General features: G+C 46.2%; 18 protein-coding genes. 6 read left to right on the forward strand and 12 right to left on the reverse strand.

The genetic code is table 11. From position 1 onward, the window contains the following. The first annotated feature begins 11 nt into the window (after nt 1-11). A complete protein-coding gene (gene recJ, locus OU814_RS12810) occupies nt 12-2255 on the forward strand; it encodes a single-stranded-DNA-specific exonuclease RecJ (RefSeq protein ID WP_268183330.1) in 2244 nt (747 codons plus the stop codon). A gap of 165 nt (nt 2256-2420) precedes the next feature. On the opposite strand, the gene OU814_RS12815 is transcribed toward recJ, so the two are convergent. Together OU814_RS12815 and OU814_RS12820 are read right to left on the reverse strand one after the other, a co-directional pair. Continuing rightward, on the reverse strand, nt 2421-2861 hold the full coding sequence (locus OU814_RS12815) for a hypothetical protein (protein ID WP_017286344.1): 441 nt from the start codon (nt 2859-2861) through the stop codon (nt 2421-2423). 66 nt (nt 2862-2927) lie between these two features. After that, nucleotides 2928-4676 carry an N-acetylmuramoyl-L-alanine amidase gene (locus OU814_RS12820; protein ID WP_268183334.1) on the reverse strand — a complete coding sequence of 583 codons (1749 nt, stop codon included), beginning with the start codon at nt 4674-4676 and terminating at the stop codon, nt 2928-2930. 173 nt (nt 4677-4849) lie between these two features. Here OU814_RS12820 and OU814_RS12825 point away from each other — a divergent pair, with 173 nt between their 5' ends. After that, a complete protein-coding gene (locus tag OU814_RS12825; RefSeq protein ID WP_268183337.1) occupies nt 4850-6484 on the forward strand; it encodes a CTP synthase in 1635 nt (544 codons plus the stop codon). A 75-nt stretch (nt 6485-6559) separates the two neighbouring features. Here the strand turns inward: OU814_RS12825 and leuD are convergent, their stop codons facing one another. Genes leuD through OU814_RS12840 form a run of 3 tightly spaced genes read right to left on the reverse strand, consistent with a single transcriptional unit; the run spans nt 6560 to nt 8659 of the window. Continuing rightward, nucleotides 6560-7162, reverse strand: a complete 603-nt coding sequence (leuD, locus tag OU814_RS12830) for a 3-isopropylmalate dehydratase small subunit (RefSeq protein ID WP_017286347.1) — start codon at nt 7160-7162, stop codon at nt 6560-6562. 23 nt (nt 7163-7185) lie between these two features. Continuing rightward, on the reverse strand, nt 7186-7653 hold the full coding sequence (locus tag OU814_RS12835) for an ATP-binding protein (RefSeq protein WP_017286348.1): 468 nt from the start codon (nt 7651-7653) through the stop codon (nt 7186-7188). Nucleotides 7654-7672: 19 nt separating this feature from the next. After that, the gene (locus tag OU814_RS12840) at nt 7673-8659 is read right to left on the reverse strand and encodes an exopolysaccharide biosynthesis polyprenyl glycosylphosphotransferase (RefSeq protein WP_268183340.1); all 987 of its coding nucleotides are present in this window, start codon (nt 8657-8659) and stop codon (nt 7673-7675) included. 773 nt (nt 8660-9432) lie between these two features. On the opposite strand from OU814_RS12840, the gene OU814_RS12845 reads away from it, so the two are divergent. After that, on the forward strand, nt 9433-9765 hold the full coding sequence (locus OU814_RS12845) for an STAS domain-containing protein (RefSeq protein ID WP_017286351.1): 333 nt from the start codon (nt 9433-9435) through the stop codon (nt 9763-9765). A 40-nt stretch (nt 9766-9805) separates the two neighbouring features. Here OU814_RS12845 and OU814_RS12850 read toward each other — a convergent pair whose 3' ends face one another. Together OU814_RS12850 and OU814_RS12855 are read right to left on the reverse strand one after the other, a co-directional pair. Next, on the reverse strand, nt 9806-10984 hold the full coding sequence (locus OU814_RS12850; RefSeq protein WP_268183342.1) for a SpoIIE family protein phosphatase: 1179 nt from the start codon (nt 10982-10984) through the stop codon (nt 9806-9808). A 134-nt stretch (nt 10985-11118) separates the two neighbouring features. Continuing rightward, nucleotides 11119-11820, reverse strand: a complete 702-nt coding sequence (locus OU814_RS12855; RefSeq protein ID WP_017286353.1) for a PTPA-CTERM sorting domain-containing protein — start codon at nt 11818-11820, stop codon at nt 11119-11121. A 221-nt stretch (nt 11821-12041) separates the two neighbouring features. Between OU814_RS12855 and OU814_RS12860 the strand changes: the two genes are divergently transcribed. Continuing rightward, nucleotides 12042-12446 (forward strand): NIL domain-containing protein, encoded by a 405-nt coding sequence (locus OU814_RS12860; protein WP_026148420.1) that lies wholly within the window; start codon nt 12042-12044, stop codon nt 12444-12446. Here OU814_RS12860 and OU814_RS12865 read toward each other — a convergent pair. Next, nucleotides 12433-13119, reverse strand: coding sequence for an SAM-dependent methyltransferase (locus OU814_RS12865; RefSeq protein ID WP_268183346.1), 687 nt, complete (start codon nt 13117-13119; stop codon nt 12433-12435). The genes OU814_RS12860 and OU814_RS12865 overlap by 14 nt on opposite strands. 126 nt (nt 13120-13245) lie before the next feature. Continuing rightward, complete coding sequence (locus tag OU814_RS12870) at nt 13246-14190, reverse strand: ParA family protein (RefSeq protein WP_017286356.1); 945 nt, start codon at nt 14188-14190, stop codon at nt 13246-13248. Between the two features lie 346 nt (nt 14191-14536). Between OU814_RS12870 and OU814_RS12875 the strand changes: the two genes are divergently transcribed. Further along, complete coding sequence (locus OU814_RS12875) at nt 14537-15697, forward strand: helix-turn-helix domain-containing protein (protein WP_268183348.1); 1161 nt, start codon at nt 14537-14539, stop codon at nt 15695-15697. Between the two features lie 303 nt (nt 15698-16000). Beyond that, nucleotides 16001-18220 (forward strand): photosystem I core protein PsaB, encoded by a 2220-nt coding sequence (gene psaB / locus OU814_RS12880; RefSeq protein WP_268183350.1) that lies wholly within the window; start codon nt 16001-16003, stop codon nt 18218-18220. Between the two features lie 165 nt (nt 18221-18385). On the opposite strand, the gene lptC is transcribed toward psaB, so the two are convergent. The 3 genes from lptC to metG all read right to left on the reverse strand — a co-directional run bounded on the left by lptC (nt 18386) and on the right by metG (nt 21914). After that, complete coding sequence (gene lptC / locus OU814_RS12885; RefSeq protein WP_071596141.1) at nt 18386-19609, reverse strand: LPS export ABC transporter periplasmic protein LptC; 1224 nt, start codon at nt 19607-19609, stop codon at nt 18386-18388. A 14-nt stretch (nt 19610-19623) separates the two neighbouring features. Next, nucleotides 19624-20241: a LabA-like NYN domain-containing protein gene (locus OU814_RS12890; protein WP_268183353.1), complete on the reverse strand. Its 618-nt coding sequence runs from the start codon at nt 20239-20241 to the stop codon at nt 19624-19626. A gap of 74 nt (nt 20242-20315) precedes the next feature. Next, the gene (gene metG / locus OU814_RS12895) at nt 20316-21914 is read right to left on the reverse strand and encodes a methionine--tRNA ligase (protein WP_017286361.1); all 1599 of its coding nucleotides are present in this window, start codon (nt 21912-21914) and stop codon (nt 20316-20318) included. Nucleotides 21915-22410 lie beyond the last annotated feature (496 nt).

The raw sequence follows: 22410 nt of genomic DNA on the forward strand, positions 1-22410 counted from the left end.
TCTCATCGCTCATGCCCGATCCCGTTCCCCAATGGCAAATCCATCAAGCTGAGATTCCAGACGCATTCGTTCAGGCTGTGAAGCAGCAAGCTCCAGGAATTGAGGGACGCTACTTGCCGCAATTGCTCTGGCAGCGAGGCATTCGAGATATCGACCAATTAGCCGGATTTCTAAATGCCGCCAATTATCAGCCCATGAGTTCGGTTGAGTTTGGTCAAGAGATGCAGTGGGCAGTGCAGCGGTTGGTGCACGCGATCGAACGAGAAGAAGCGATCGCAATTTGGGGCGATTTTGATGCCGATGGGGTCACTTCGACAGCAGTACTGTGGGACGGATTAGGACAGTTCTTTCCTCAAAATCAAAAGCTGTTTTACTACATTCCCAATCGCTTTACTGAATCACATGGACTCTCTAAGACCGGGATTGATCAGCTCAAGCATGTTCATGTCATCGTGACGTGCGATACGGGCAGTACAAATTTAGACGAGATTCAATACGCTCAGAGTCTCGGCATTGATGTGATTGTGACCGATCATCATACCTTGCCAGAATCCCGTCCTCCTGTGATTGCGATCGTCAATCCTCGATCGCTCGAAAAAGACCATCCCTTTGCTTCATTGTCTGGCGTTGCAGTGGCGTACAAGCTCGTTGAAGCGATGTATGAAGCTTTGCCAGATGTGCCAGAAAAGCCGATTGAGAACTTACTCGATTTAGTCGCGATCGGTTTAATCGCAGATTTAGTTGAACTCAAAGGAGATTGCCGTTATCTCGCTCAAAAAGGAATCGAGCAGCTTCAGAAACAGTCCACCAAAGCAGCAACTCGTCCAGGCATTACCAGATTGTTAGAACTGTGTAAGCGATCGGGCGATCGACCCACCGATATTTCTTTTGGGTTAGGGCCTCGAATTAACGCAGTCAGCCGGATTCAAGGCGATGCACACTTCTGTGTCGAGCTATTAACCAGCCAAAATGTCCAACGCTGTAAAGAGCTAGCTGACGAAACAGAACTGGCAAACACTCGCCGCAAAGCTCTGCAAAAAGATGTCTTACAGCAAGCAAAAGCAAAACTCGCACAACTGGATCTCTCAACGACGGGTGTGATTGTGCTGTGGGATGAACAATGGAGTGGCGGGGTTCTGGGATTAGTTGCAGGTCAGATTGCTCAAGAATATGGCAAACCAACGATTTTACTAACAGTAGATGAGGAATTTGCTCGTGGCTCAGCTCGATCGACAAATCAAATCGATCTCTATCAACTCGTCAAAGATCAGGCTCATCTCTTACATCGCTTTGGTGGGCATCCATTTGCCGCCGGATTGAGTTTAGCGATCGACAATCTCCCTCTATTTGCCCAAGCAATCAATCAGCGATTACTCCAACAAAGTGATCCCCCTACTCCAACGATTCAAGCGGATCTTTGCGTCACGGTGAGCGAACTCAATCTCGAACTCTACAAAGAACTGCGATTGATTGAACCTTGCGGAATGGGGAATCCAATTCCAAAATTATTGATTCAAAACTGCTGGTTTCAAGCGGGTAGAAATACCAAAATTCAAGACCTCTACGGACGCAAAGTTGAATACATTCGCACCCCGTTTATGATTTGCGATGAATCAGCCGCACAAGGCTTTCCGGGCATATGGTGGGGGCATTATGCCTATGAACTTCCAACCGGACGCTGTGATGCCATTGTGGAACTTGAGAACAATACTTTTCGGAAGCGATACGAAGTGCGATTAGTTGCAGTACGATCGTGCGAAGAAATCAAACCGACTCAAACGCAATGGCTTTTAGATTGGAGAACTCAACGCACTGAAGAAAAAGCAATTGAGCTAAAAACTGTTCCGACTAGTTGGAATGAATTAAAAATCTGGTACAGACGAGCTTTGGCTGAACAATGCCCTTTAGCGATCGCCTATCCTCCCCCAACCTTGCTTCCTGCTGCTGAGATCTGGCAAACCTTCGTGGGCATTGCAAAATATCTCAGTCGCACCGGAAAGACTGCGACTCGGCAGCAATTGTACGATCGATTGATGATTGGTGATATTGCATTAAAAGCTGGAATTCAAACCTTAGAATCACTTGGCTTTCATGTCACGTATTCAGATCAGGGCTTCAGCTTCAGCTTCAAGGAACAGGCAGCTTCTAATCTGATGCTTGAACCTTTTTTCGCTGCGATTCGAGAAGAACAATTCTATCGACAGTACTTTGCCCAAGTTCCATTGACTACGATTCAAGCGATCGTAGGACATTAGCGACGATCGCGAACCGAGAACTAGATGCTGTCGCTGTGCCAGGTAGCACAGAAGTTAGAGGATGTTTCAAAGGTATCAACCGTTTCCTCGCTCCGTTCTAGCTCGCCCCGGATTGGAAATCCAGGGACGGGTGAGTGCGATGAACGATACGTTTCAAACATCCTCTTAGGAAGGTTTAAATATCGCTAACTTCCAGTTACTCGGCTCCTCTAACTGATTTAACTGCCCTTTTGAGATGACCCATAATGTTGTTCGAGTTCTAAATAGCCCGAAAACTTTGCGATCGCCTTTGGAGGTCGGAGTCGATCGGGTCACAGTCCCACAATAAGGATTTGAACCCTTGAGCGTGACCACAAAAAACTGGTTCGCTTCATAGCCCTCAGGAATTTTGAAAGTGGCAAAAACATTGTGTCGCCCCTGCCAAGGTTCAACCACAACTTTTTCTGGATGAATCAAATTCTCTGAAGTTTCAGTTTGCGATAGCACCCAATCTGGGCAGCCAGAAGCAACACTGGGTCTGCGCGATTCCAGTTTTTCCGCCCCCAATATCACGATCGGCAAACTCATCAAGGCAATTAAGATTAAACCAGCCCGCTTAGTCAACATCCTTACACTTGGTTAGAAATATCACGTGAATCTAGGGTAGATCATTCATCTTCAGTTTGACAAAAATCACTGCAATTGCCTTTGAGCAAACCATTCTGTTACTCCATCTGCCAGGGTCGCTGCAAGTCTCTTTTGTTCTACGGGGTTCGTGATCCACTCAAATTCATCGGGATTGATCATGAATCCCAGTTCTAAAAGCACAGTCGGCGCGACGGTGGGGCGAGTCAGAGCAAGATTGTTCCAGTACACACCATAAGAAGGTCGATCGAGCTTTTTCACTAGATAGTCATGCAAGAATACGGCTAAATCATGAGCCTGAGGCTGATACCAGAAGGTAGCAACGCCTTTTGTATTGATGGCATCACCATCATCTGGCAGCGCATTGTAATGAATCGAAAGCGCGATCGTTGGTTCAGTCTCATTGATTTGCTTCACTCGCGGAGCTAAATCGAGATCAATATCTGCCTCACGAGTCATCACGACTCTTGCACCTCGCTTGACCAATTCCTCGCGCAGCAATTTGCTGGTGATTAAGGCAACTTCTTTCTCTGGATATCCGGTTCCCCCTCTTGACCCTAAATCTTCGCTGCCACCATGTCCTGGATCAAGAAGAATTTTCATACCAGACAACGAATTCTTCCGCATTCGTGGCGGGTGCTTCAGCGATAACACTAATGTTGTGCCTTCATATCGCACTTTATAGCCCCACTGCTGATTCGATTTGAGATTGAAGCGATATTCGATCTTTTCAGGTGCAACTTGTTGCCAATCTAATCGAGCGATCGCGGGATCAGTACTTAATCGAATCGTATCGGTTTGCGCTGTTGTGTTGTAAAGCGTCAGAATGAACCGATTTTGATCTTGAGCAACCGTAATCGGTACAGGAATTTGCAGCGGAAAACGGACTTCTGTCCAATCTTTCACAGTTCGAGATGTGATGCCACGAATCAGCGATCGTACTGGAGTAGCTCCCGGAATGATTTTGACATCGCTCGATCGAATCCATCCCCCATACTCCAATCGCAACCAATCGCCTTCGCGCGCGGTAATTGTTGCTCTTGTTCCTCTCGGCAAGGGCGTTAAGCGAGAAAAATCTGTACTGGCTCCGGTTCTTGCAGTTCCTTGCTCAGCAGTTACTTCTGCGATTTCTAATCGAGCCGGATCGAGGATCGAAATTTTTCCAGGCGCTTCTTGACTCACATTTCCCAACAGATAAGTGACTTTTCCTAAATCTCCGCTCGTTTTCGGAGTCACACAGCCTGCATACTGAGTCGATTGCGTTGGGGTTGGTTCAGTTAACCCGGTCAACACACCCGAATTGGCAGGCAATGTTGCGATCGCACTTTGCGCTATCAACGGCAACATCTGATCTGCAACTTTGACATTGACGATCGAATTGGGAGGTGCGATCGCGCTGAGACAAATCGCTTCTCCCGGCAGTCGAGCTACATCGACCGTAGGAGTCAGCGAACCTTCTGCAAAAGATTGTCCAACTGGAGCAGGAGGCTGATTCGATTTGCGCGTGACTTTAATCTGAAGTTCCTCTTCCCCATAGCGAACCGAGAACTGATTCCCGCCCATTTGCAGAGGGAAACTGGGCGCAAAATGTCCTCCACGACTACGCTGAATGCGTTTGCCATTGACAAGCACTTCTCCTTGAGGGGGAGCCGAACCGATGAGAAAGATTTGTTTTGCGATCGTTTCATGTTCGCCCGGTGGATACACCACAGTTAAGGCAGGCTTTGACCAAGCGATCGAAATCGTCAAAATCACAGTCAAGATGGCTAACACTAACGCGCTGAGAAATCGCTTCATTGCTGCTGGAACCGAAATAAGGCATACCGTATCACATCCCGCCTTCGTTGACGTGAGAGTTTAGCTCACAGTTGCCGAATTCCTTGAGAAACTCCGGATATTCTCCCCCTGGGCGATCGCAGTTGTGGCAGAATAGACCGGATAAGTTTTGGTAGATATCGGCACAGAGCATTATGACGAAATTTGTATTCGTTACGGGTGGCGTTGTTTCTAGCATTGGGAAAGGGATTGTAGCCGCGAGTCTCGGACGATTACTCAAGTCGCGGGATTACTCAGTGTCGATTCTCAAGCTTGATCCCTATATCAATGTTGACCCTGGGACAATGAGTCCGTTTCAGCACGGCGAAGTATTTGTGACTGAAGATGGCGCAGAAACGGATCTCGATTTGGGTCACTATGAGCGGTTTACCGATACCTCAATGTCACGGCTCAATAGCGTGACAACGGGATCGATTTATCAAGCAGTGATTAATAAAGAGCGTCGAGGCGACTACAACGGTGGCACGGTGCAGGTGATTCCCCATATCACGAATGAGATCAAAGAGCGAATTCTCAGAGTCGCTCAAAATACGAATCCTGATGTTGTGATCACTGAAATTGGCGGAACGGTTGGGGACATTGAATCGCTGCCGTTCTTAGAAGCGATTCGCCAGTTTCGTAAAGAAGTAGGACGGCAAAACGTCATGTATATGCACGTCACGCTGATTCCTTGGATTCCAGCTGCGGGTGAAATGAAGACGAAGCCGACTCAGCATTCGGTCAAAGAACTGCGATCGATTGGGATTCAACCCGATATTCTGGTTTGCCGCAGCGATCGTGCGGTGCCACCTGGCATGAAAGAGAAAATGTCAGAATTCTGTGATGTCCCTGTTGAATGCGTGATTACGTGTCAGGATGCGCGCAGCATTTATGAAGTGCCGCTGCGATTGGAAAAAGAAGGACTGGCAACTCAAGCGATCGATTTACTCAATCTCGAACAGCGTCAGCCCAATCTCAGCCAATGGCAGACCCTCGTTGAGCGGCTGTATCAACCAACTCAAACGCTGGAAATTGCGATCGTTGGGAAATATGTGCGCTTATCAGATGCTTATCTCTCAGTTGTCGAAGCCCTCAAACATGCTGGAATTGCGACCGGAAGTGCGCTGAATCTGCGCTGGATCAACTCAGAAGAAATCGAAGAAAAAGGAGCCGCACACTATCTCGCGGATGTCGATGGCATTGTAGTTCCCGGCGGATTTGGGATTCGCGGGGTCGATGGAAAAATTGCCGCGATCGCGTATGCCCGTGAGCATCAGATTCCGTTCTTAGGCTTGTGTCTAGGAATGCAATGTTCGGTGATCGAATGGGCGCGAAATGTAGCTCGTTTGGAAAATGCTCATAGTGCAGAGTTTGTTCCAGAGGCGAAGAACGCCGTCATTAACTTACTGCCTGAGCAGCAAGATGTGGTCGATTTGGGTGGAACCATGCGGTTAGGGCTGTATCCCTGCCGTCTGACTCCGAATACGCTCACGTTAGCGCTGTATGGAGAAGAAGTGATCTACGAACGGCATCGGCATCGCTATGAATTTAACAATGCGTACCGGAATCTATTTTTAGAGTCTGGTTATGTGGTGAGTGGCACTTCGCCGGATGGTCGATTGGTTGAGATCATTGAGCTTCCAGGGCATCCATTCTTTATTGCAACGCAGTTCCATCCAGAGTTTCAATCTCGTCCAAGTAGCCCTCATCCGTTGTTTAAGGGATTTGTGCAAGCGGCACTCAGCCGAGAAACTGAACTCTCGCAGAATAAAGTTGCAATTGAGGCGTAGAGCGCCTTTTTACACGTTTAACCCTTGACGATTAGCCTAACGAACCCGATTCGTTAGGCTAAATCTTATCTTCTGCTAACTCGCCTGTCCCCAAGCGACATAAGGCAAATTCGCCGCTGTTGCCCGAATCTGTTCTGCCTGTGCGACTAACTGCCCACACGCATCCCAAGTTCCACAAGTCAGCATTTGTCGTGCTCCTTCTGGCATCGAAATCGCGCCTGTAAACTCACCGCATCGCACCTGCATTTGATCCAAATCTACCGTCACCTGAAGCTGCGGATTCTCTGCTAACAAGGCTTGAAGCTGGCTAGTGACACTCGGCTCAGCCGTCACACAAGGAATCCCGATCGCAACACAATTGCCAAAAAAGATCTCAGCAAAGCTCTCACCTACGATCGCGCTAATTCCCCACTTAGCGATCGCTTGCGGCGCATGTTCCCGACTCGATCCGCAACCGAAATTTCCATTGACGACTAAAACTTTTGCACCTTGATACTGCGGCAAATCAAACGGATGCTGACCATTTAACTGTTTGCGATCGTCCGCAAAAACTTGCGCTCCCAATCCATCAAACGTCACACAGCGCAAAAAACGAGCCGGAATAATGCGATCGGTATCAATATCATTGCCTACCAATGGAATACCGCCACCTGCGATCGTTCTAACTTCGCTCACCATACTGTTTTACCTTGCAACGAGTCTTAGCTATTGTCGCATTTTTTGACTAAGCAGAGACAGTTCACTCTTTCTCGGACGCAGTGGTATTCAATCTCCCATTGATGCTGATCGCGCAGCTTCTTGAACAAAGTCCCGCCCCAATGCTCGCTATGCTCTAAAGGATTCGGATACTCTTGTTCAACTTGATCGAGCAGGTCTTCTAGATCAAATGGTGAACCTTGATCCCAAATCCGAATCTCCAAGTGATCCGGATACAACCCGGCTTCTAGTTGAATGAGCGTATGGAGCGGCAGAGCAGTATGGGCATGACGCACCGCATTCGTAAAGCCTTCAACTAAAGCAATCTGACCTTGCAGCCAAGCTGCTTGAGAAAGCGGCGGTCGTCGGAATTGTTCAAACCAGCGGAGAATTTGAGCAATCGCAGTTAAATCGCTTTGCATCATCAATCGATCAAAGTAAATCGCACCCCCCATCGTTTTTAAATGCGTCATAGCTGATACCTGTTCAAGATTAAAATGCACTGCCTTTCTTTAGTAGAACAGCTACTGTTTTCAAGATCAGTTGTAAATCATATTTCAAGCTCCAGCGTTGCTGATAGCGTAGATCAAGCTGAATCACCTCCTCAAAGTTGCGGATCTGCGATCGACCATGCACCTGCCACTCACCTGTAATTCCCGGTTTCACATCAAGGCGCTGCCAATTCGGAATTTCATACCGCTCAACCTCTTCGGGTAAGGGTGGACGAGTCCCTACTAAACTCATTTCACCCCGCAACACATTCCAGAACTGCGGTAGCTCATCTAAGCTTGTTTTTCGCAAAAACTGTCCGACCTTAGTAATTCTCGGATCTTTCGCATTCTTGAAAAATGCGCCTTCATTCTCATTTTGAACTTGAGATTTTAATTGTTCTGCGTCAGTGACCATTGAACGAAACTTCCAAACGCGAAAGTGCCGTCCCAAATGTCCACAGCGAGTTTGAGAAAATAAAACCGAACCCGGACTATCTAGCTTAATCGCGATCGCAATCGGCACAAACACAAGCGCTGTAATGGTCAGCCCAACTAATGCTCCAGCAATATCAATAAGTCGTTTGGTACGAGACTGAATGGATGGATGTGTCGATTCGACCGCAGGCTGAATCAGAACAGGGTCTAAAGGAGCAGTTCCAGGCTCGATAGTAAATTGTCGATCGAGATCCGCTAAAGCGAAAATTGCTAAAATCTCAGGCCGAACGCTCCAAAGTGCCATCTCAATCTGACGGCTTTTCGTTGCTTTAAGGCACATCACTAAAGCACCGATCGCGCTACTATCAATGAAAGTCGTCTGCGCAAAATCAAGAATCAGCTTTGTGACAGTTGGATGGGCTTCGATCAATTCCCGACATTTTGTCCGGAAAGCAACTGCTTCGACAACAGTGAGCATGGACGGAAGTTTAATCAGATACGTACTATCTGTTTGGGTGACGACAAATTCAATAGGAGAGCGCTGTTGAACCATATTGACCTCAGAGATTAGGCGACGATTAGGGGACAGCAACATGGCAAGTCAAGCCAGAAATCCTGCCTCGCTAACCGATCATCCGTGTCGCAAAAACGATGATCGAATCATGCCTGTCATTGAATAGGCGACGGATTTAGAAAATCGACGATGCACCCGATTAGATGAAACCGTTTGAAAATCGACACTCAACTGATAACAGAGTGCCTGTGTTGAGCGAATCGATAACACTCTAGATATTTCTCTCGCTTGTGCGACCCCAAATCGTGCGCGATCGCGAGTTCAATTTGGGGATCATCCATATGCTTGTGGAATCGCACACTCCTTTAAAGTTCTGTCTAAATTAGCTTCGTAAGTTCCATTAAATCAATCGCCTTCTGGAATCGAAAGTTTAATGCGATCGCCAAGAGAGAGCGGTAAACTCCAAGCCTTCAAAGGATAGAGTAGCAATCCAGATAGCAGTCATCCCGTGACTAAACTCACGTTAATAACGTTCCAAGAAGCAGGCGAGAACGTGTTTTTTATCATTGCGAGGTTCTCAGCTTGAGCATTCTTTAAGGTTTTCAAATAGATCTCTGAATTTACACCTAAAAGATAGTGGCTATTTTCTCGATCGATATAGGTTGAAATTACGGAATCGCAATCAAATCCGTCTCCGTACGCGGCAGTAAAAATCTGAAATTTTACATAAGCAGCTTCTTCAGCGATCAGGGCTATATGATCTAGGTTTTTCCTATCTGATCCATCACCTATTCAGTGAGTTAGTCATCATTATGAGTTTACCTGTCAAAGTTATTCAACTCAGTGGCATTCTGAGTCACACTCAGGCAAAACAGTTTAGACAAGAAATCGCTGATCTGATTGAAGCAGGCACGGTCGAGGTGTTGATCGATTTTGAGCAAGTGACTTTTATGGATAGTGCTGGATTGGGAGTGCTGGTCAGTATCCTGAAGCTTGTGAATGGAGCAGATGGAACCGTTTCACTCTGCTCCATTCGACAAGAGGTCAAGATGCTGCTGGACTTAGCAGATGTGGCTCAGTTCTTTGAAATTTTTCCCAATCAAGAAGCGTTTTACCAAGCCAAAGCAAACTATTCCCCAATCTGATATAGAACTCCAGAGGCTTCAAAAACTTGGAGTTCTTGCGTTACTTCAATTTGATCTGAAGCAACGAGCAATCATCATCAAAATCTTTGCTTCCTGTGAGATCTTGAACCGTCTGAATGATAGCTTCTGAGTTATCGATCAAGTCTGAGCGGTGACACTGATTCACGACATCAATAAAGCTATTGAGATTCCAGATTTCGCCATTCGGCTGCATGAATTCATAGATGCCATCACTAAAAAGGTAGAGAGTACTTTCTTGCTCTACTCTGAAGAATTGAGTTTTGTACTTAGTGTCTGGAAACATCCCGATCGGAGTTCCGGGTGTTCTGAGACGATGTACTTGATGATGAGGAGATTGCCCAGACAGCACCAGTGCAGGAGGATGCCCTGCACTCGCGTACATCAGAAGTTGCTTGGAATAGTTGTAGACTCCATACCAGATTGTGAAATAGCGCTCCGGTGTGTCAGCGTCCCAATTGTCTGCCTGCCCGGAAGCAAAAGCTTCGTTTAAGGCAGTCAGCACTAATCCGGGTTGATAGAAGTTAGTTCCAGGTAAGATCTGTGCACGGAGAATATTTTGGATCGACACCGACACTAGAGCCGCTCCTAAGCCATGTCCAGAGACATCCAGTAAGTACATTGCTAGAAAATCAGCATCGAGCCAATGATAGTCAAAGCAGTCTCCGCCAAGCTGTCGAGACGGAAGAAACTGCGATCGCGTCATGACCTTATCATTCATCGGCGTGGGTAAGAGCGATCGCACATAGTCCGCTGCTTCAGCAATTTCTGACTCTAAGCGCTCTTGCTGAACTTTTAATGCTTGAGTGAGTCTCCGCTGTTCTTGAAATGCCTGGTAAACGCGCAGCCCTGCGCGTAATCTAGCACTGAGTTCACTGATCTGGAACGGCTTTGAGAGAAAATCATTGGCTCCTTGATCGAGAGCTTTAATGTGATGTTCTGCTGATGGCTGAGCATTGAGTAGAACAACATAAATATCCGACCAATTTGGATCAGCTTTTAAGGCTCGACAGACTGAAACCCCATCAATTCCGGGTAAATCCCAGTTGCAGAGAATCAGTGCAGGACAAATCGAGGAAATGAGTGTTAACCCTTCTTCTCCACTGGTTGCCTCAAAGACTTCATAACCTTGATTTTGCAGAAGTTTTTTTAGAAGTTTACGGATTAATTGATCATCGTCAATCACTAGGATTCGGAACATATGAAAACTCAGCGGGGCGCTTCTCTTAATGCCTAGAATGCCCGAACCTAGTTCGACTTAAGCATGAGATGTGACATTGCATTCATGCGCGCGCCCGCTGATATTTTTGGCTGGAGTAATACTTTCGGCGAGTACTAGCCTAAATCGGATTTTGACCGATATTTTCGCCACATCCCTAAGCCCATGACAATCATTCCAGGGAGAAGGGCGGGAGAAGGAACCGTGGCTGAGGAAGCTCTAGCACCTCGCATCTGTGCGATCGCAAATCCATTTGCTGTCTCCGGAGCACTAATCTGAATCGACTGAATTGGATCAAGCGGATCATCGGAGTAAAAGCCGAAATACTGTGCCCCTGCGTTGCCATTGATCGACTGAGCTAGGACATCAGAAACGACCCCGCTTTGGGCGATCGCAGAAATCGTAAACGAATCCAATACGTTCGGCTCAGCATAAAAATCAAACGCGATGAGATTGGGTAACTTCAGGTTGAGCGTTGTGGTGTTATAGGCCGCATAAACTTCGCCCTGATAGCCATTACTCCAAGTGAGCCAATCTGTTGCTTGATTGGGACCGATGGGTCGCTTAACAACACTGGGGCTAAATTCAATGTCACCGAGTGGTGAACTGATCTTGTCTAAATAAACTCCAAAGGCTTCTGCACCATTTGGGATTGAAACGAGATTGAGTCCTAAATTGGCTAGGGTATCTGTTCCATTGATCCAATTACCAGAATTATTGACCGTGACAATCGCGGCATGGGCAGGTGCGATCGTGCTTAAACTTGCAGCCGCCGTGAGAAACAGGGCAAATCCGCCTTTCTGAAGCGAGGTAGCCATTTCAACGTACTCCATGTGAGGTGGACGATAGGCTGCCCCTGATGAAGCTCAAGAGATTCGGAAATCGAATCGGATAAAAAATAGACAGAGCGTGAAGGTTGTATAAAGTTAAAGTGTTGGTAGACACGGTGCCTTAATTATTCTGCCGGAATTCCGGGATTGTACGGAGCGCTTTACAAAAAATTCATATAATTTCAGTGAAGCAACCTGGAGATCGAACTGTGAAAAAACGAGTCACCCTAACGTTTCCGAAACGGTCTGTGCAAATGCCCGTGACCTATCGATTAGCTAAAGATTTCAATGTGGCAGCGAATATTATTCGCGCTCAGGTTGCGCCGAATCAAGTGGGTAAATTAGTGGTCGAATTGTCAGGAGATATTGATCAACTCGATGCCTCGATCGATTGGATGCGATCGCAGGATATTCACGTCTCATTTGCCAGTCGCGAAATTACGATCGATGAAGATATCTGTGTACATTGCGGACTGTGTACGGGAGTTTGCCCGACAGAGGCATTAACGCTCGATCCACAGACGTTTCGATTGACCTTTACACGATCGCGCTGTATCGTCTGTGAGCAATGTATTCCAACTTGTCCAGTCCAAGCGATTTCTACAACGTTCTAACCCGTAGCATTTGATTGCCACCGCGCTGAAATTCATAAGGCACTTGCTGAATTGTGGCAGAGTAGCCTTGAGCTTGCAATGCTTGAATGATGGGATCAACAAATGGAGACATTTCACCCGTCATATTCAGTAGAAGTGGAAAAACTCTCACATCAGCAGATAGACGGCACATTTCTAAAATAGAGGCTAAATGAAATTCTAGTGACAACTGGTCAGAGTATAGAAACAGTAAATGAGAACACAACGCTAAATCAAACTGTTTCGATGCAAAAGGCAGATTCGGTAATTCGCAGGTTTGATAGCGTCCTTGCTGAAATCCAATCGGAAAGTCTTGGAGAAAATTCTGCATCGAATTCATCCGAGACTGTCCCATTTCTTTCGGCGATCGAAACGTCTTCCAAATAAAATTGTCTCGCGTTGCCTCAACCTTGCTCAGAACGACATCATAAGTTTCATCGATTCGCTGCTGAATTTCTGCCACTGAGAATTGATAAATCGGATCACAGGAAATGACCGAATGCCCCTGCTGAGTCAGTTCTGCATTGAAACTTGCAGGCCCACCGCCACAGTCTAGAATTTTGCCCTGAAGATCGGTTTCAGAAAGATCAAACATCTGAATATATTCAGCAAGCGATCGACCCCACGGTACAATCTGCTCCAGTCGTAATCCCATGCTAACCTCGCTCAACAATCAAGATAAAATTCTGGCTCCCACATTTGCGGCAGTTAATTGAGTGGGAGCGTCTCAGCCCGAGACGATTGAACGGATCAAGCTTCGTATAGCGGTTTCCCAGGCATCTTAGTCTAAAGCTGCTAGCGAGAGATTTTTCGACGCTGCCTGGCTTGTGCGAGTCAGAAGCGAGAGCTTTTGTAGCAATTCTTGAGCTAGCATTGCAAAGGCTCTTGATCCTGAAGTTCCTGGATTATTGAGGACAACCGGAGTAAAACTATCGATTGCTTTCGAGACATTGACATCGGATGGAATTCGCGTTTTAAACAGCTTCGCCTCACTAAAATCTTCATTCAATCGCTTCATTACCTGTCCGTGGTAACGGCTCGTCAATAGATTGCCAGAGAGCGAAAAGGCAATGCCGAGCAGTTCTAATTCCACTTGCTCGGTATCTGTTTTGTGAGTTTCTTTGAGCTTAGCAAGACGACGTTCTAGAAGTTGAATTCCAATCAGAGAAAGAGGTTCTGGCTTGGCTGGAATCAGATAAAAATTACTCGCGAGTAATGCACTCCGAGTAATCAAGTTATATCCCGGCGCACAATCGAGAATGATCAAATCGTAATCTTTCGCGATCGGGTCTAGTACTTGCCGAATCAGATTCTTTTCAAATTCATTCCAGACTTGCTCAAAATCTGCTTGACCTTTCTGCACGGCCGTTTTGTGCAACATTTGAGAGACTAAAAACTCATCATAGAGATCAATATCTCCTGGCAAAAGATCAAAGCCTTTTACTTGACACACATACTTGTGGATGGCATCGGGAACGATCTGGGGGAGTTTCGGATCAGACAGAATCGCACGATGAATTAAATGCCTCAAGGTACGCTTATCATTCCGTAGCTTGGCAAAATCGGCAGGAGTCATCAAACTCAAGGTCGCGCTGATCTGCGTATCCAAATCGACGAGCAACACCCGCTTCTGGTGAAACTTTGCTAAACAAGTCGCCAAATTCACAGACATCGTGGTTTTGCCCACGCCGCCCTTCATGTTGGTCATTGCGATCGTATAAGTCATTTTCTCCTCCCGCAAATTGCTTGTCAAAAATGCCACCGAAACATGCGGCACATCATACCGTACTGCGTTGCCTCAGACACACAAATCCCTAGAACAGTTCGTGGGGAGAGCTAAAGATCAAGGATAAGTATTACGCTTAAGCGAGACTCAATTCGCATGATATTTCGGATTGCGGGAACTCTAGCCTATTTCAGCGGGAATGTAAACTTTTCTGGTATTGGTCATCACAACAATGAATGTGATCTAGGCAACGTAAACGCTTCAGACATCTACATTATGGTGAATAGGCGCTCCTGCAATCGTTAGATATGCTGTTTTATATTCACGCTAGGAGGAGAGAATTCGCATGAAGACAGGGAATTTGTTAAGTCAGCAAATTCAAACAATGAACGTGAAGATTCTTGATCTATATAAAAACTCGAAACAGACTCCAACGGGTGATTTTTTCTCGATCGCCTTAAAGGAACTAGGCGTTGTCTCAGAAGAACTTGAAGTTGCTGTCGAAGAATTAAATCGTCAGAGTGAAGTCTTGGACAGCAACTATCATGACATTTATGCTGAGCGCTTACGATATCAAAATTTATTTGAATTTGCACCTGACTGCTATCTTGTTACTGATATTCAAGGCAAAATTCAAGATGTTAATTTAGCAGCCGCAGCATTGCTAAATCGACGATCGCAACATTTAATCGATAAACCGTTTTCAGTTCTCATTGCACTAGAGGATCGGCATCGATTTCGCACTGCGCTGACCGATGTTGTAGGGTGCGATCATATTCAATTCTCAGCCAAGCTTCAATATAATGCACATCAGCAGTTTGATGCGCGAATTACTGTAGATACAATTCGCGCTCAAGGAAAGCTCTTGGCGCTACGCTGGATCATCAGTGAGCCGCGAAACTGTGAGCCGGAAGCAACGACCGATGCACTCAGTCCAGCAAATTTTGAACCGCGATCGCTGCTCCAATACAATCGCGGTGAAATTATTCCTCTAGCAGCCCAATCGATTTGGTTAGTCACACAGGGAGTTGTTAAGCTTTGTAGTTTTACAGAGACCGGAGAAGAAGTTTTAGTAGGCATTGTCGCAGAAAGAATGGTCTTTGGAAAAAGTTTAACCAGTCTCCCTATCTATCAAGCTATGGCTCTTTCATCAGAAGTAAAGCTTGTCTCTGTTTCTCTCTTGGAATTGGGTCAGTCTGCAACTTTAGCACAAGCGCTTGTTCCGCTGATTACCCAACGATTACAGCAAACGGAACGGCTACTCACGCTGCATGGACAGCTTCGCGTCAGCGATCGCTTGATTGGGCTGCTCACCCTATTCGCTCAAGAGATTGGTGAGCCTACTAGCGAGGGGATTCGGCTCAAAGCTAGATTGACTCACCAAGATATCGCGAATGCTTGTTCGACGACACGGGTAACTATCACTCGATTGCTCAATCGACTTCAAGAAGAAGGTACGATTCAGTATGATTCGAGCAATCACATCATCCTACGAGCAGCAACATAAAAAAACTATCGAGATTGATATCCTGGCTACATCCAGGTTTTACACAGATCTCCGTCTATCAGTAGAATGCGATCGCTGTGTAAGCCACTAAGCTCAAAGCTAATACTTAGTTGCCGTAGCCGCTTCTAGAGCCTTCCCTCCCGGAAATCTAGAAGCTTTTTCGTGCAAAATTGTATTTGCTAACACAATCTAGATTTAACGAAAGTTCCCCCCATAGACATACCAATTGAGATAGCTCCACCGCTAAATTGATCAGCTAATACTACTCCGACTTTACTCATCCCATAAGAGTAGGTAGAAACTATGGCAACAAAATTTCCAAAGTTTAGCCAAGACATTGCGCAAGATCCAACGACACGCCGCATCTGGTATGGAATTGCGAGCGCGCACGATTTTGAAACGCATGATGGCATGACTGAGGAGAAGCTATATCAAAAGATATTTGCGACTCATTTTGGTCATGTTGCAATCATTTTCCTCTGGGCATCTAGTCTGTTGTTCCACGTTGCTTGGCAGGGCAACTTTCCTCAGTGGATCAAAGACCCGATCCATCTTCGCCCCATTGCTCACGCGATTTGGGATCCTCAATTTGGTAAACCTGCGGTCGAAGCGTTTAGCCAAGGTGGAGCGAGCTATCCAGTCAACATCGCCTACTCCGGCGTGTATCACTGGTGGTATACGATCGGTATGAGAACCAATGCGGATCTCTATCAGGGATCTATTTTTCTACTTTTGCTAGCAGCACTGTTTTTATTTGCAGGATGGCTGCACCTGCAACCGAAATTTCGCCCGAGCCTAGCTTGGTTCAAAAATGCGGAATCTCGCCTAAATCACCATTTAGCTGGCTTATTTGGTGTCAGTTCTCTCGCTTGGGCAGGACATCTCATTCACGTTGCTATCCCTGAATCTCGCGGTCAGCATGTGGGTTGGGACAACTTCCTCACAACCCTGCCGCACCCGGCTGGTCTTAGACCCTTCTTTACTGGAGACTGGGGCGTGTATGCTCAAAATCCAGATACAGCAGAGCATATTTTTAATAGCTCGGACGGTGCGGGAACTGCAATTCTCACATTTCTCGGAGGCTTTCATCCTCAAACCGAATCGCTGTGGCTGACCGATATGGCGCATCATCATTTAGCGATCGCCGTTATCTTTATCATTGCGGGGCATATGTACCGCACGAATTTTGGCATTGGTCATAGCATTAAGGATATTCTCAATGCTCGCGGCAAGGGAATTCAAGGACAAGGAAACCTTCCCCACCAAGGACTGTACGATACTTACAATAATTCGCTGCATTTTCAGCTTGGAATCCATTTAGCTGCTTTAGGAACAGCGCTATCTGTGGTCGCACAGCATATGTATGCAATGCCACCCTATGCGTTTATCTCCAAAGACTTCACGACGCAGGCAGCACTGTATACACACCATCAGTATCTAGCAGGGTTCTTTCTCATCGGTGCATTTGCTCATGGTGCAATCTTCTGGGTTCGTGACTATGATCCAGACAACAATCAAAACAATGTACTAGCTCGATTACTAGGTCATAAAGAAGCGATCATTTCGCATTTGAGTTGGGTTTCTTTGTTCCTTGGTTTTCATACCTTAGGGCTGTATGTTCACAATGATGTACAGGTTGCCTTTGGTGTACCAGAAAAGCAAATTCTGATTGAGCCTGTGTTTGCTCAGTGGATTCAAGCGTCTCATGGTAAAGCGCTGTATGGTTTCAATACGTTACTGTCGAACGCGGATAGCTTGGCAACGACGGCTTGGCCGAATCACGGTAATGTCTGGTTACCCGGTTGGCTCGATGCGATCAACAGTGGGACAAATTCGTTGTTCTTAACGATTGGACCGGGTGACTTCTTAGTGCATCATGCGATCGCATTAGGATTACATGTGACGACGCTCATCTGTCTGAAAGGTGCGCTCGATGCTCGTGGAAGTAAGCTAATGCCAGACAAGAAAGACTTTGGCTTTAACTTCCCCTGCGATGGTCCTGGACGCGGTGGTACTTGTCAGATTGCTTCTTGGGAACAGTCTTTCTACTTAGCAACTTTCTGGATGTTGAACACGATCGGCTGGGTGACTTTCTACTGGCACTGGAAACATTTAGCGATCTGGTCAGGCAATGTCGCACAGTTTAATGAAAGCTCAACTTATCTGATGGGTTGGCTGCGCGATTATCTCTGGCAGTACTCGGCTCCGCTGATCAATGGTTATAACGTTTACGGAACGAGTAATTTGTCTGTTTGGGCTTGGATGTTCCTGTTTGGTCATTTAGTGTGGGCAACTGGCTTTATGTTTTTGATTAGCTGGCGTGGCTATTGGCAAGAGCTAATTGAAACCTTAGTCTGGGCACATGAACGCACACCGCTGGCAAATTTAGTTCGATTCAAAGATAAACCTGTTGCTTTATCGATCGTTCAAGGTTGGCTGGTTGGCTTAGTTCACTTTACGGTCGGCTATATCCTGACGTATGCTGCTTTCTTGATTGCAGCGACAACAGGTAAATTTAGCTGACGGTGGCGAAAAATGGAAAGCGATGAATTTGCGGCTCGTCTGATCGCTGTGATTTGCTTCCTAAGCTCACGATTTGTCTCTGCTGACTACAGACTAAGCAATTCCTAGTCGAAAAAACTCCGAGTTTTTACAAAAGCTCGGAGTTTTGCAATTTTCATCGGAAAATTATCGCCCTGCTCCTTGAGGTGTAATTTGTAGTTCGACTCGCCCTTCTTGGCTGCCTTGAACTGCAACCTGCTGATCATCGAGTTTTCCAGATGCTTGCGGACCTGCAATGCTAAAGGGCGGATTGCTCTGTTGATAGCTCACATTGCCATTGGCTTGAAATTGCTGCGTGATCAGATACCACACGACTCGATTGGCGCTCAACCGCGATCCATTTTTCTCCCCGACCCCTTGCACATTGCCCGTTAAGGTTGCCACTTGCTGATCGATTTGCATCTCTGCTTGGTTCGCGGTCAATCTGACTTGTTGAGCCGAATTGACGATCGTTACAGGCTCACTTGCCACCAAAGTTTTTTGATCAATGTTCCAATTCAAAGCATTGCCCGTAATCTGAGTGCCAGACTGTTTGAGTGCAATCCGAGCATTCTGACGCAGATTCACGACTTTCGCTTTGAGATCGACTTCGGTTTGTTCGGCGCTGCCTTGATCCGTGAGCTGTTTATTTTCATAGCGATCGACTTGCAGAGGACGATCGCTCTTCAATTTCTGATTCTGAATCTCCCAACTCAGTTTTTCTCCCCGCATTTGCATCGTCGGCTCTTTCACCTGAGCGACAATCTGCCCCATGACATCCACGCGACGCGCCCGAGTGAGAAATCTTCCTTCTTTGGCAGCTAACTGCACCTGTTTGTGATCTCCTGTAAAGCCGTCCCGAATGATCAACACATCTTCAGCAGGCTTCCACTCTAATTCCTTGCCTTTTAGGACAGAGCCATCTCGAACATCGGTCGCCGTGATTTGTCCTCGCATCAAGATCGATTTTCCATCTTCCTTGATTTCACTGCGCGCTGCTTCAATCTTAAAAACGGTTTGCCCATCTTGAAAAAGCTCACCTCTGGGTTTCTGAATGGTTGCCGTCTTCTTATCCTTCGCGTAAACGGCTTCCTCGGCATTCACTTTCCACAAAAGTTGTCCTTTCTCGTTCGCCTGCTCCAACGTAATATTCTTAAAGGTCAGATTACTATCAAACTTCTGAGCCTCTTTGGTTCCCTCTGCCAAACGCTCTGCCGCTCGGTTACGATTTCCGCAGGCAGTCGTGCTCATTAAAAGTGTGATTAACGCTAGATTCAAAAGAATAAAACGACGCAAAATACAAGCCCTCAAGTAAAAAATCTGGGGAGCGATCGAGAATTTAGACGAATCAATCTCGATTCTGCTCCCCAAATTATCACTTAACTTTAGGATGAATGTTGATCGTCGTGTTCATCCATCAAGCCAATTCCTGACAGCGGACGATACGTGTAGCTGCGCGGTGTTTTCTGGATATCCTCTTTAATATTGTCGAGATCAATATAGCGATCCGCAACATTAATCAAACTATCGCTGGTCATTGATCGTAAGCTCACAACCTCAACTCGCACCCCACGATAGCTGACAGCGTTCACTGCATATGCCAAATCCCCATCGCCACTGACTAAGACAGCAGTATCATAAGACCCTGCCAGTGACATCATATCGACAGCAATCTCGACATCTAAGTTTGCCTTTTTCGAGCCGTCTGGCAATTGTACTAAATCTTTAGAAATGACGCGATACCCATTGCGTCGCATCCACAAGAGAAACCCCTGCTGTTTCTCGTTGGTACGATCGACCCCAGTATAGAAAAACGATCGCAGCAATCTTGATCCAGAAGTTAAGCGCACCAGCAGCTTAGTGTAGTCAATCTCAATGCCAAGCTGAAGGGCTGCATAGAACAAATTTGAGCCATCAATGAAAATGGCAACTCTCCCGCGATTTTCTAGGACGTGCTCCGGAGAAAATACCGTCTCCGGCTCATGATTCAGATGATTCAACACAATTGATATCCTCAATTTTTTATGAAAGGTTTTGAACGAAATAAAGAAGCGACATTCAACAGAGACTTAGAAAACTAAGATGAACCTTCAATCGGAAGTTCAAGTTTTTGAAAGACAGGTTGGGGTTTCTGAAGTTGTTGTTTAGCTCGAAGTATTCCCCATCTTGCTTGATTGGGGAAGGAGGTTGACACATCAATTAAGCTACTGTTATTAAAATCAATACTAAAACCTAATTGTTGATAAACCGCAGTACTCGTGTGTGGAACAATAGGGGCGAGCAAATACGCTGCAAGCCTGACTGATTCCAATACTGCATAAAGAACTTGCTCTGCTTCTTGGGGTTTCCCCTGTTTGTACAATGACCAAGGAGCTTGTTCATTGATATATTTGTTACCTGCTCGTAAAAGAGTTAAGGTTTCTTCACAGGCTGTATCAAACCTCAAGGCTTCGTAAGCTTGTGCAACTCGGTCTTCTAATCCTTCTGCAATCGATCGCAAAGGATGATCGATCGCAATCTCCGCCTCAGGAACCACTCCCCCACTGTTTTTGTGAATCAGTCCCAAAGCGCGATTGAGTAAGTTTCCGAAGTTATCCGCCAAGTCGGCGTTGCACAAATCGACAAAGCGAACTTCATCAAAGACTCCATCGCGTCCGAATTCGATACCTTTTAGAAAATAGTATCGAAAGGCATCGACTCCGTAGCGCTCAACCAAAGCGACCGGATCAATCGCATTCCCCGCGCTCTTGCCCATCTTGACACCATCTTGCACCAAGAATCCGTGACCAAAGATTCGATCGGGCAGTGGCAATCCGGCAGACATGAGCATGGCTGGAAAATAGACCGCATGAAAGCGCAGAATATCTTTGCCAATGATGTGAACGTTGAAGGGATACCACTCAGAAATGGCATTTTCTAAAGTTGGCGCTTGATCCGGCTCCAATAATGCTGTGATGTAACCGAGTAGCGCATCGAACCATACATATATTGTATGGTTCGGATCATTCGGAACCGGAAAACCCCAATCAAAATTAACGCGAGAAATTGAGAAATCCCGCAAGCCTTGACTGACAAAGCTCAGGACTTCATTGCGCCGAATGTCCGGCTGAATAAATTCAGGCACCTCGGCATAAAGCTTTTCTAATTTCTCTTGATACTTAGAAAGTCTGAAGAAGTAGTTCTCTTCATCGCGCCATTCCACTGGTTTATTCACGTGGATCGGACAGTGCTTGTTCTCTAATAAGTCGCGCTCTTCTTTAAACTCTTCGCAGGCAACGCAATACCAGCCTTTCTGCTGACTCAGATAAATGTCGCCATTTTCCCACACTCGCTGAAAAAATTCTTTGACGATCGCAGCATGTGGCTCATCGGTGGTGCGAATAAAGCGATCGTATTTCACATCTAACTGCGCCCACAGCTTTTTGAAGCTTTCAACGACCAGATCACAGTGCTCCTTAGGAGTGCGTCCTAAGGCTTCTGCAGTGCGCTGAATCTTCTGTCCATGTTCATCACTCCCGGTCACAAATCGCACGGATCGACCTCGAAGCCTTTGAAATCGCGCTAAAGCGTCCGCCGCAATTGTTGGATATGCACTGCCAATATGCGGTGAATCATTCACATAATAGAGTGGAGTGGTGAGCGAGAAAGTAGATTTTTCTGTGGGTTGAAAATTCATAGATTATCTGGAAATAAGCCTTGTAAGTGATCCGGGCAAGGCTTGGATTGAATTGGCTAAACAACAATAATAGAAAAAGCGTACATCGAGTAAAAGCACTTTCCAATTCTAACCAGCAACGTTGTGCAAGATGTGCTGTCAAATCTTAAATCTTGCCAGGGCAATTCAGGGAATGTTGGGCACTTCTAACTTTGCCTCAGTGACTCTCACTATAAAACCATCTCTGGAAATCTGCGCAGATTTCCGGAATTTATCTGCACTGTTTACCTTTCCCGCTTCGTGGGGATACGAATTCTCATATGAAGGTCAGCATAAACTTCTTTAAGTTGCTGAAAAAAATCAGTAAAACTGGGGAAACAGTCTTCAAAAATTCATGCTCGCTGCCGAGAACTTTTACGGATCTGTGTCGCGGTTCTTAATTCAAGGTTTACAAATCTCGGCAGATCACGTTCTCGCAAAACTTCAGTACATTCTCTCAAAGCTTCCATCTTGAGTC

Source organism: Leptolyngbya sp. GGD (genome assembly GCF_026735145.1).
In the GTDB taxonomy this organism is placed as follows: domain Bacteria; phylum Cyanobacteriota; class Cyanobacteriia; order Leptolyngbyales; family Leptolyngbyaceae; genus Leptolyngbya; species Leptolyngbya boryana.

Excerpts from the sequence above, each read along its gene's own strand:
- OU814_RS12850 (WP_268183342.1), bottom strand. The coding sequence starts at position 10,984 with ATGTTCCGAATCCTAGTGATTGACGATGATCAATTAATCCGTAAACTT.
- recJ (WP_268183330.1), top strand. The coding sequence starts at position 12 with ATGCCCGATCCCGTTCCCCAATGGCAAATCCATCAAGCTGAGATTCCA.
- psaB (WP_268183350.1), top strand. The coding sequence starts at position 16,001 with ATGGCAACAAAATTTCCAAAGTTTAGCCAAGACATTGCGCAAGATCCA.
- OU814_RS12825 (WP_268183337.1), top strand. The coding sequence starts at position 4,850 with ATGACGAAATTTGTATTCGTTACGGGTGGCGTTGTTTCTAGCATTGGG.
- OU814_RS12835 (WP_017286348.1), bottom strand. The coding sequence starts at position 7,653 with ATGACGCATTTAAAAACGATGGGGGGTGCGATTTACTTTGATCGATTG.
- OU814_RS12865 (WP_268183346.1), bottom strand. The coding sequence starts at position 13,119 with ATGGGATTACGACTGGAGCAGATTGTACCGTGGGGTCGATCGCTTGCT.
- OU814_RS12840 (WP_268183340.1), bottom strand. The coding sequence starts at position 8,659 with ATGGTTCAACAGCGCTCTCCTATTGAATTTGTCGTCACCCAAACAGAT.
- OU814_RS12875 (WP_268183348.1), top strand. The coding sequence starts at position 14,537 with ATGAAGACAGGGAATTTGTTAAGTCAGCAAATTCAAACAATGAACGTG.
- metG (WP_017286361.1), bottom strand. The coding sequence starts at position 21,914 with ATGAATTTTCAACCCACAGAAAAATCTACTTTCTCGCTCACCACTCCA.
- OU814_RS12855 (WP_017286353.1), bottom strand. The coding sequence starts at position 11,820 with ATGGCTACCTCGCTTCAGAAAGGCGGATTTGCCCTGTTTCTCACGGCG.
- OU814_RS12845 (WP_017286351.1), top strand. The coding sequence starts at position 9,433 with ATGAGTTTACCTGTCAAAGTTATTCAACTCAGTGGCATTCTGAGTCAC.
- OU814_RS12820 (WP_268183334.1), bottom strand. The coding sequence starts at position 4,676 with ATGAAGCGATTTCTCAGCGCGTTAGTGTTAGCCATCTTGACTGTGATT.
- OU814_RS12815 (WP_017286344.1), bottom strand. The coding sequence starts at position 2,861 with ATGTTGACTAAGCGGGCTGGTTTAATCTTAATTGCCTTGATGAGTTTG.
- leuD (WP_017286347.1), bottom strand. The coding sequence starts at position 7,162 with ATGGTGAGCGAAGTTAGAACGATCGCAGGTGGCGGTATTCCATTGGTA.
- OU814_RS12870 (WP_017286356.1), bottom strand. The coding sequence starts at position 14,190 with ATGACTTATACGATCGCAATGACCAACATGAAGGGCGGCGTGGGCAAA.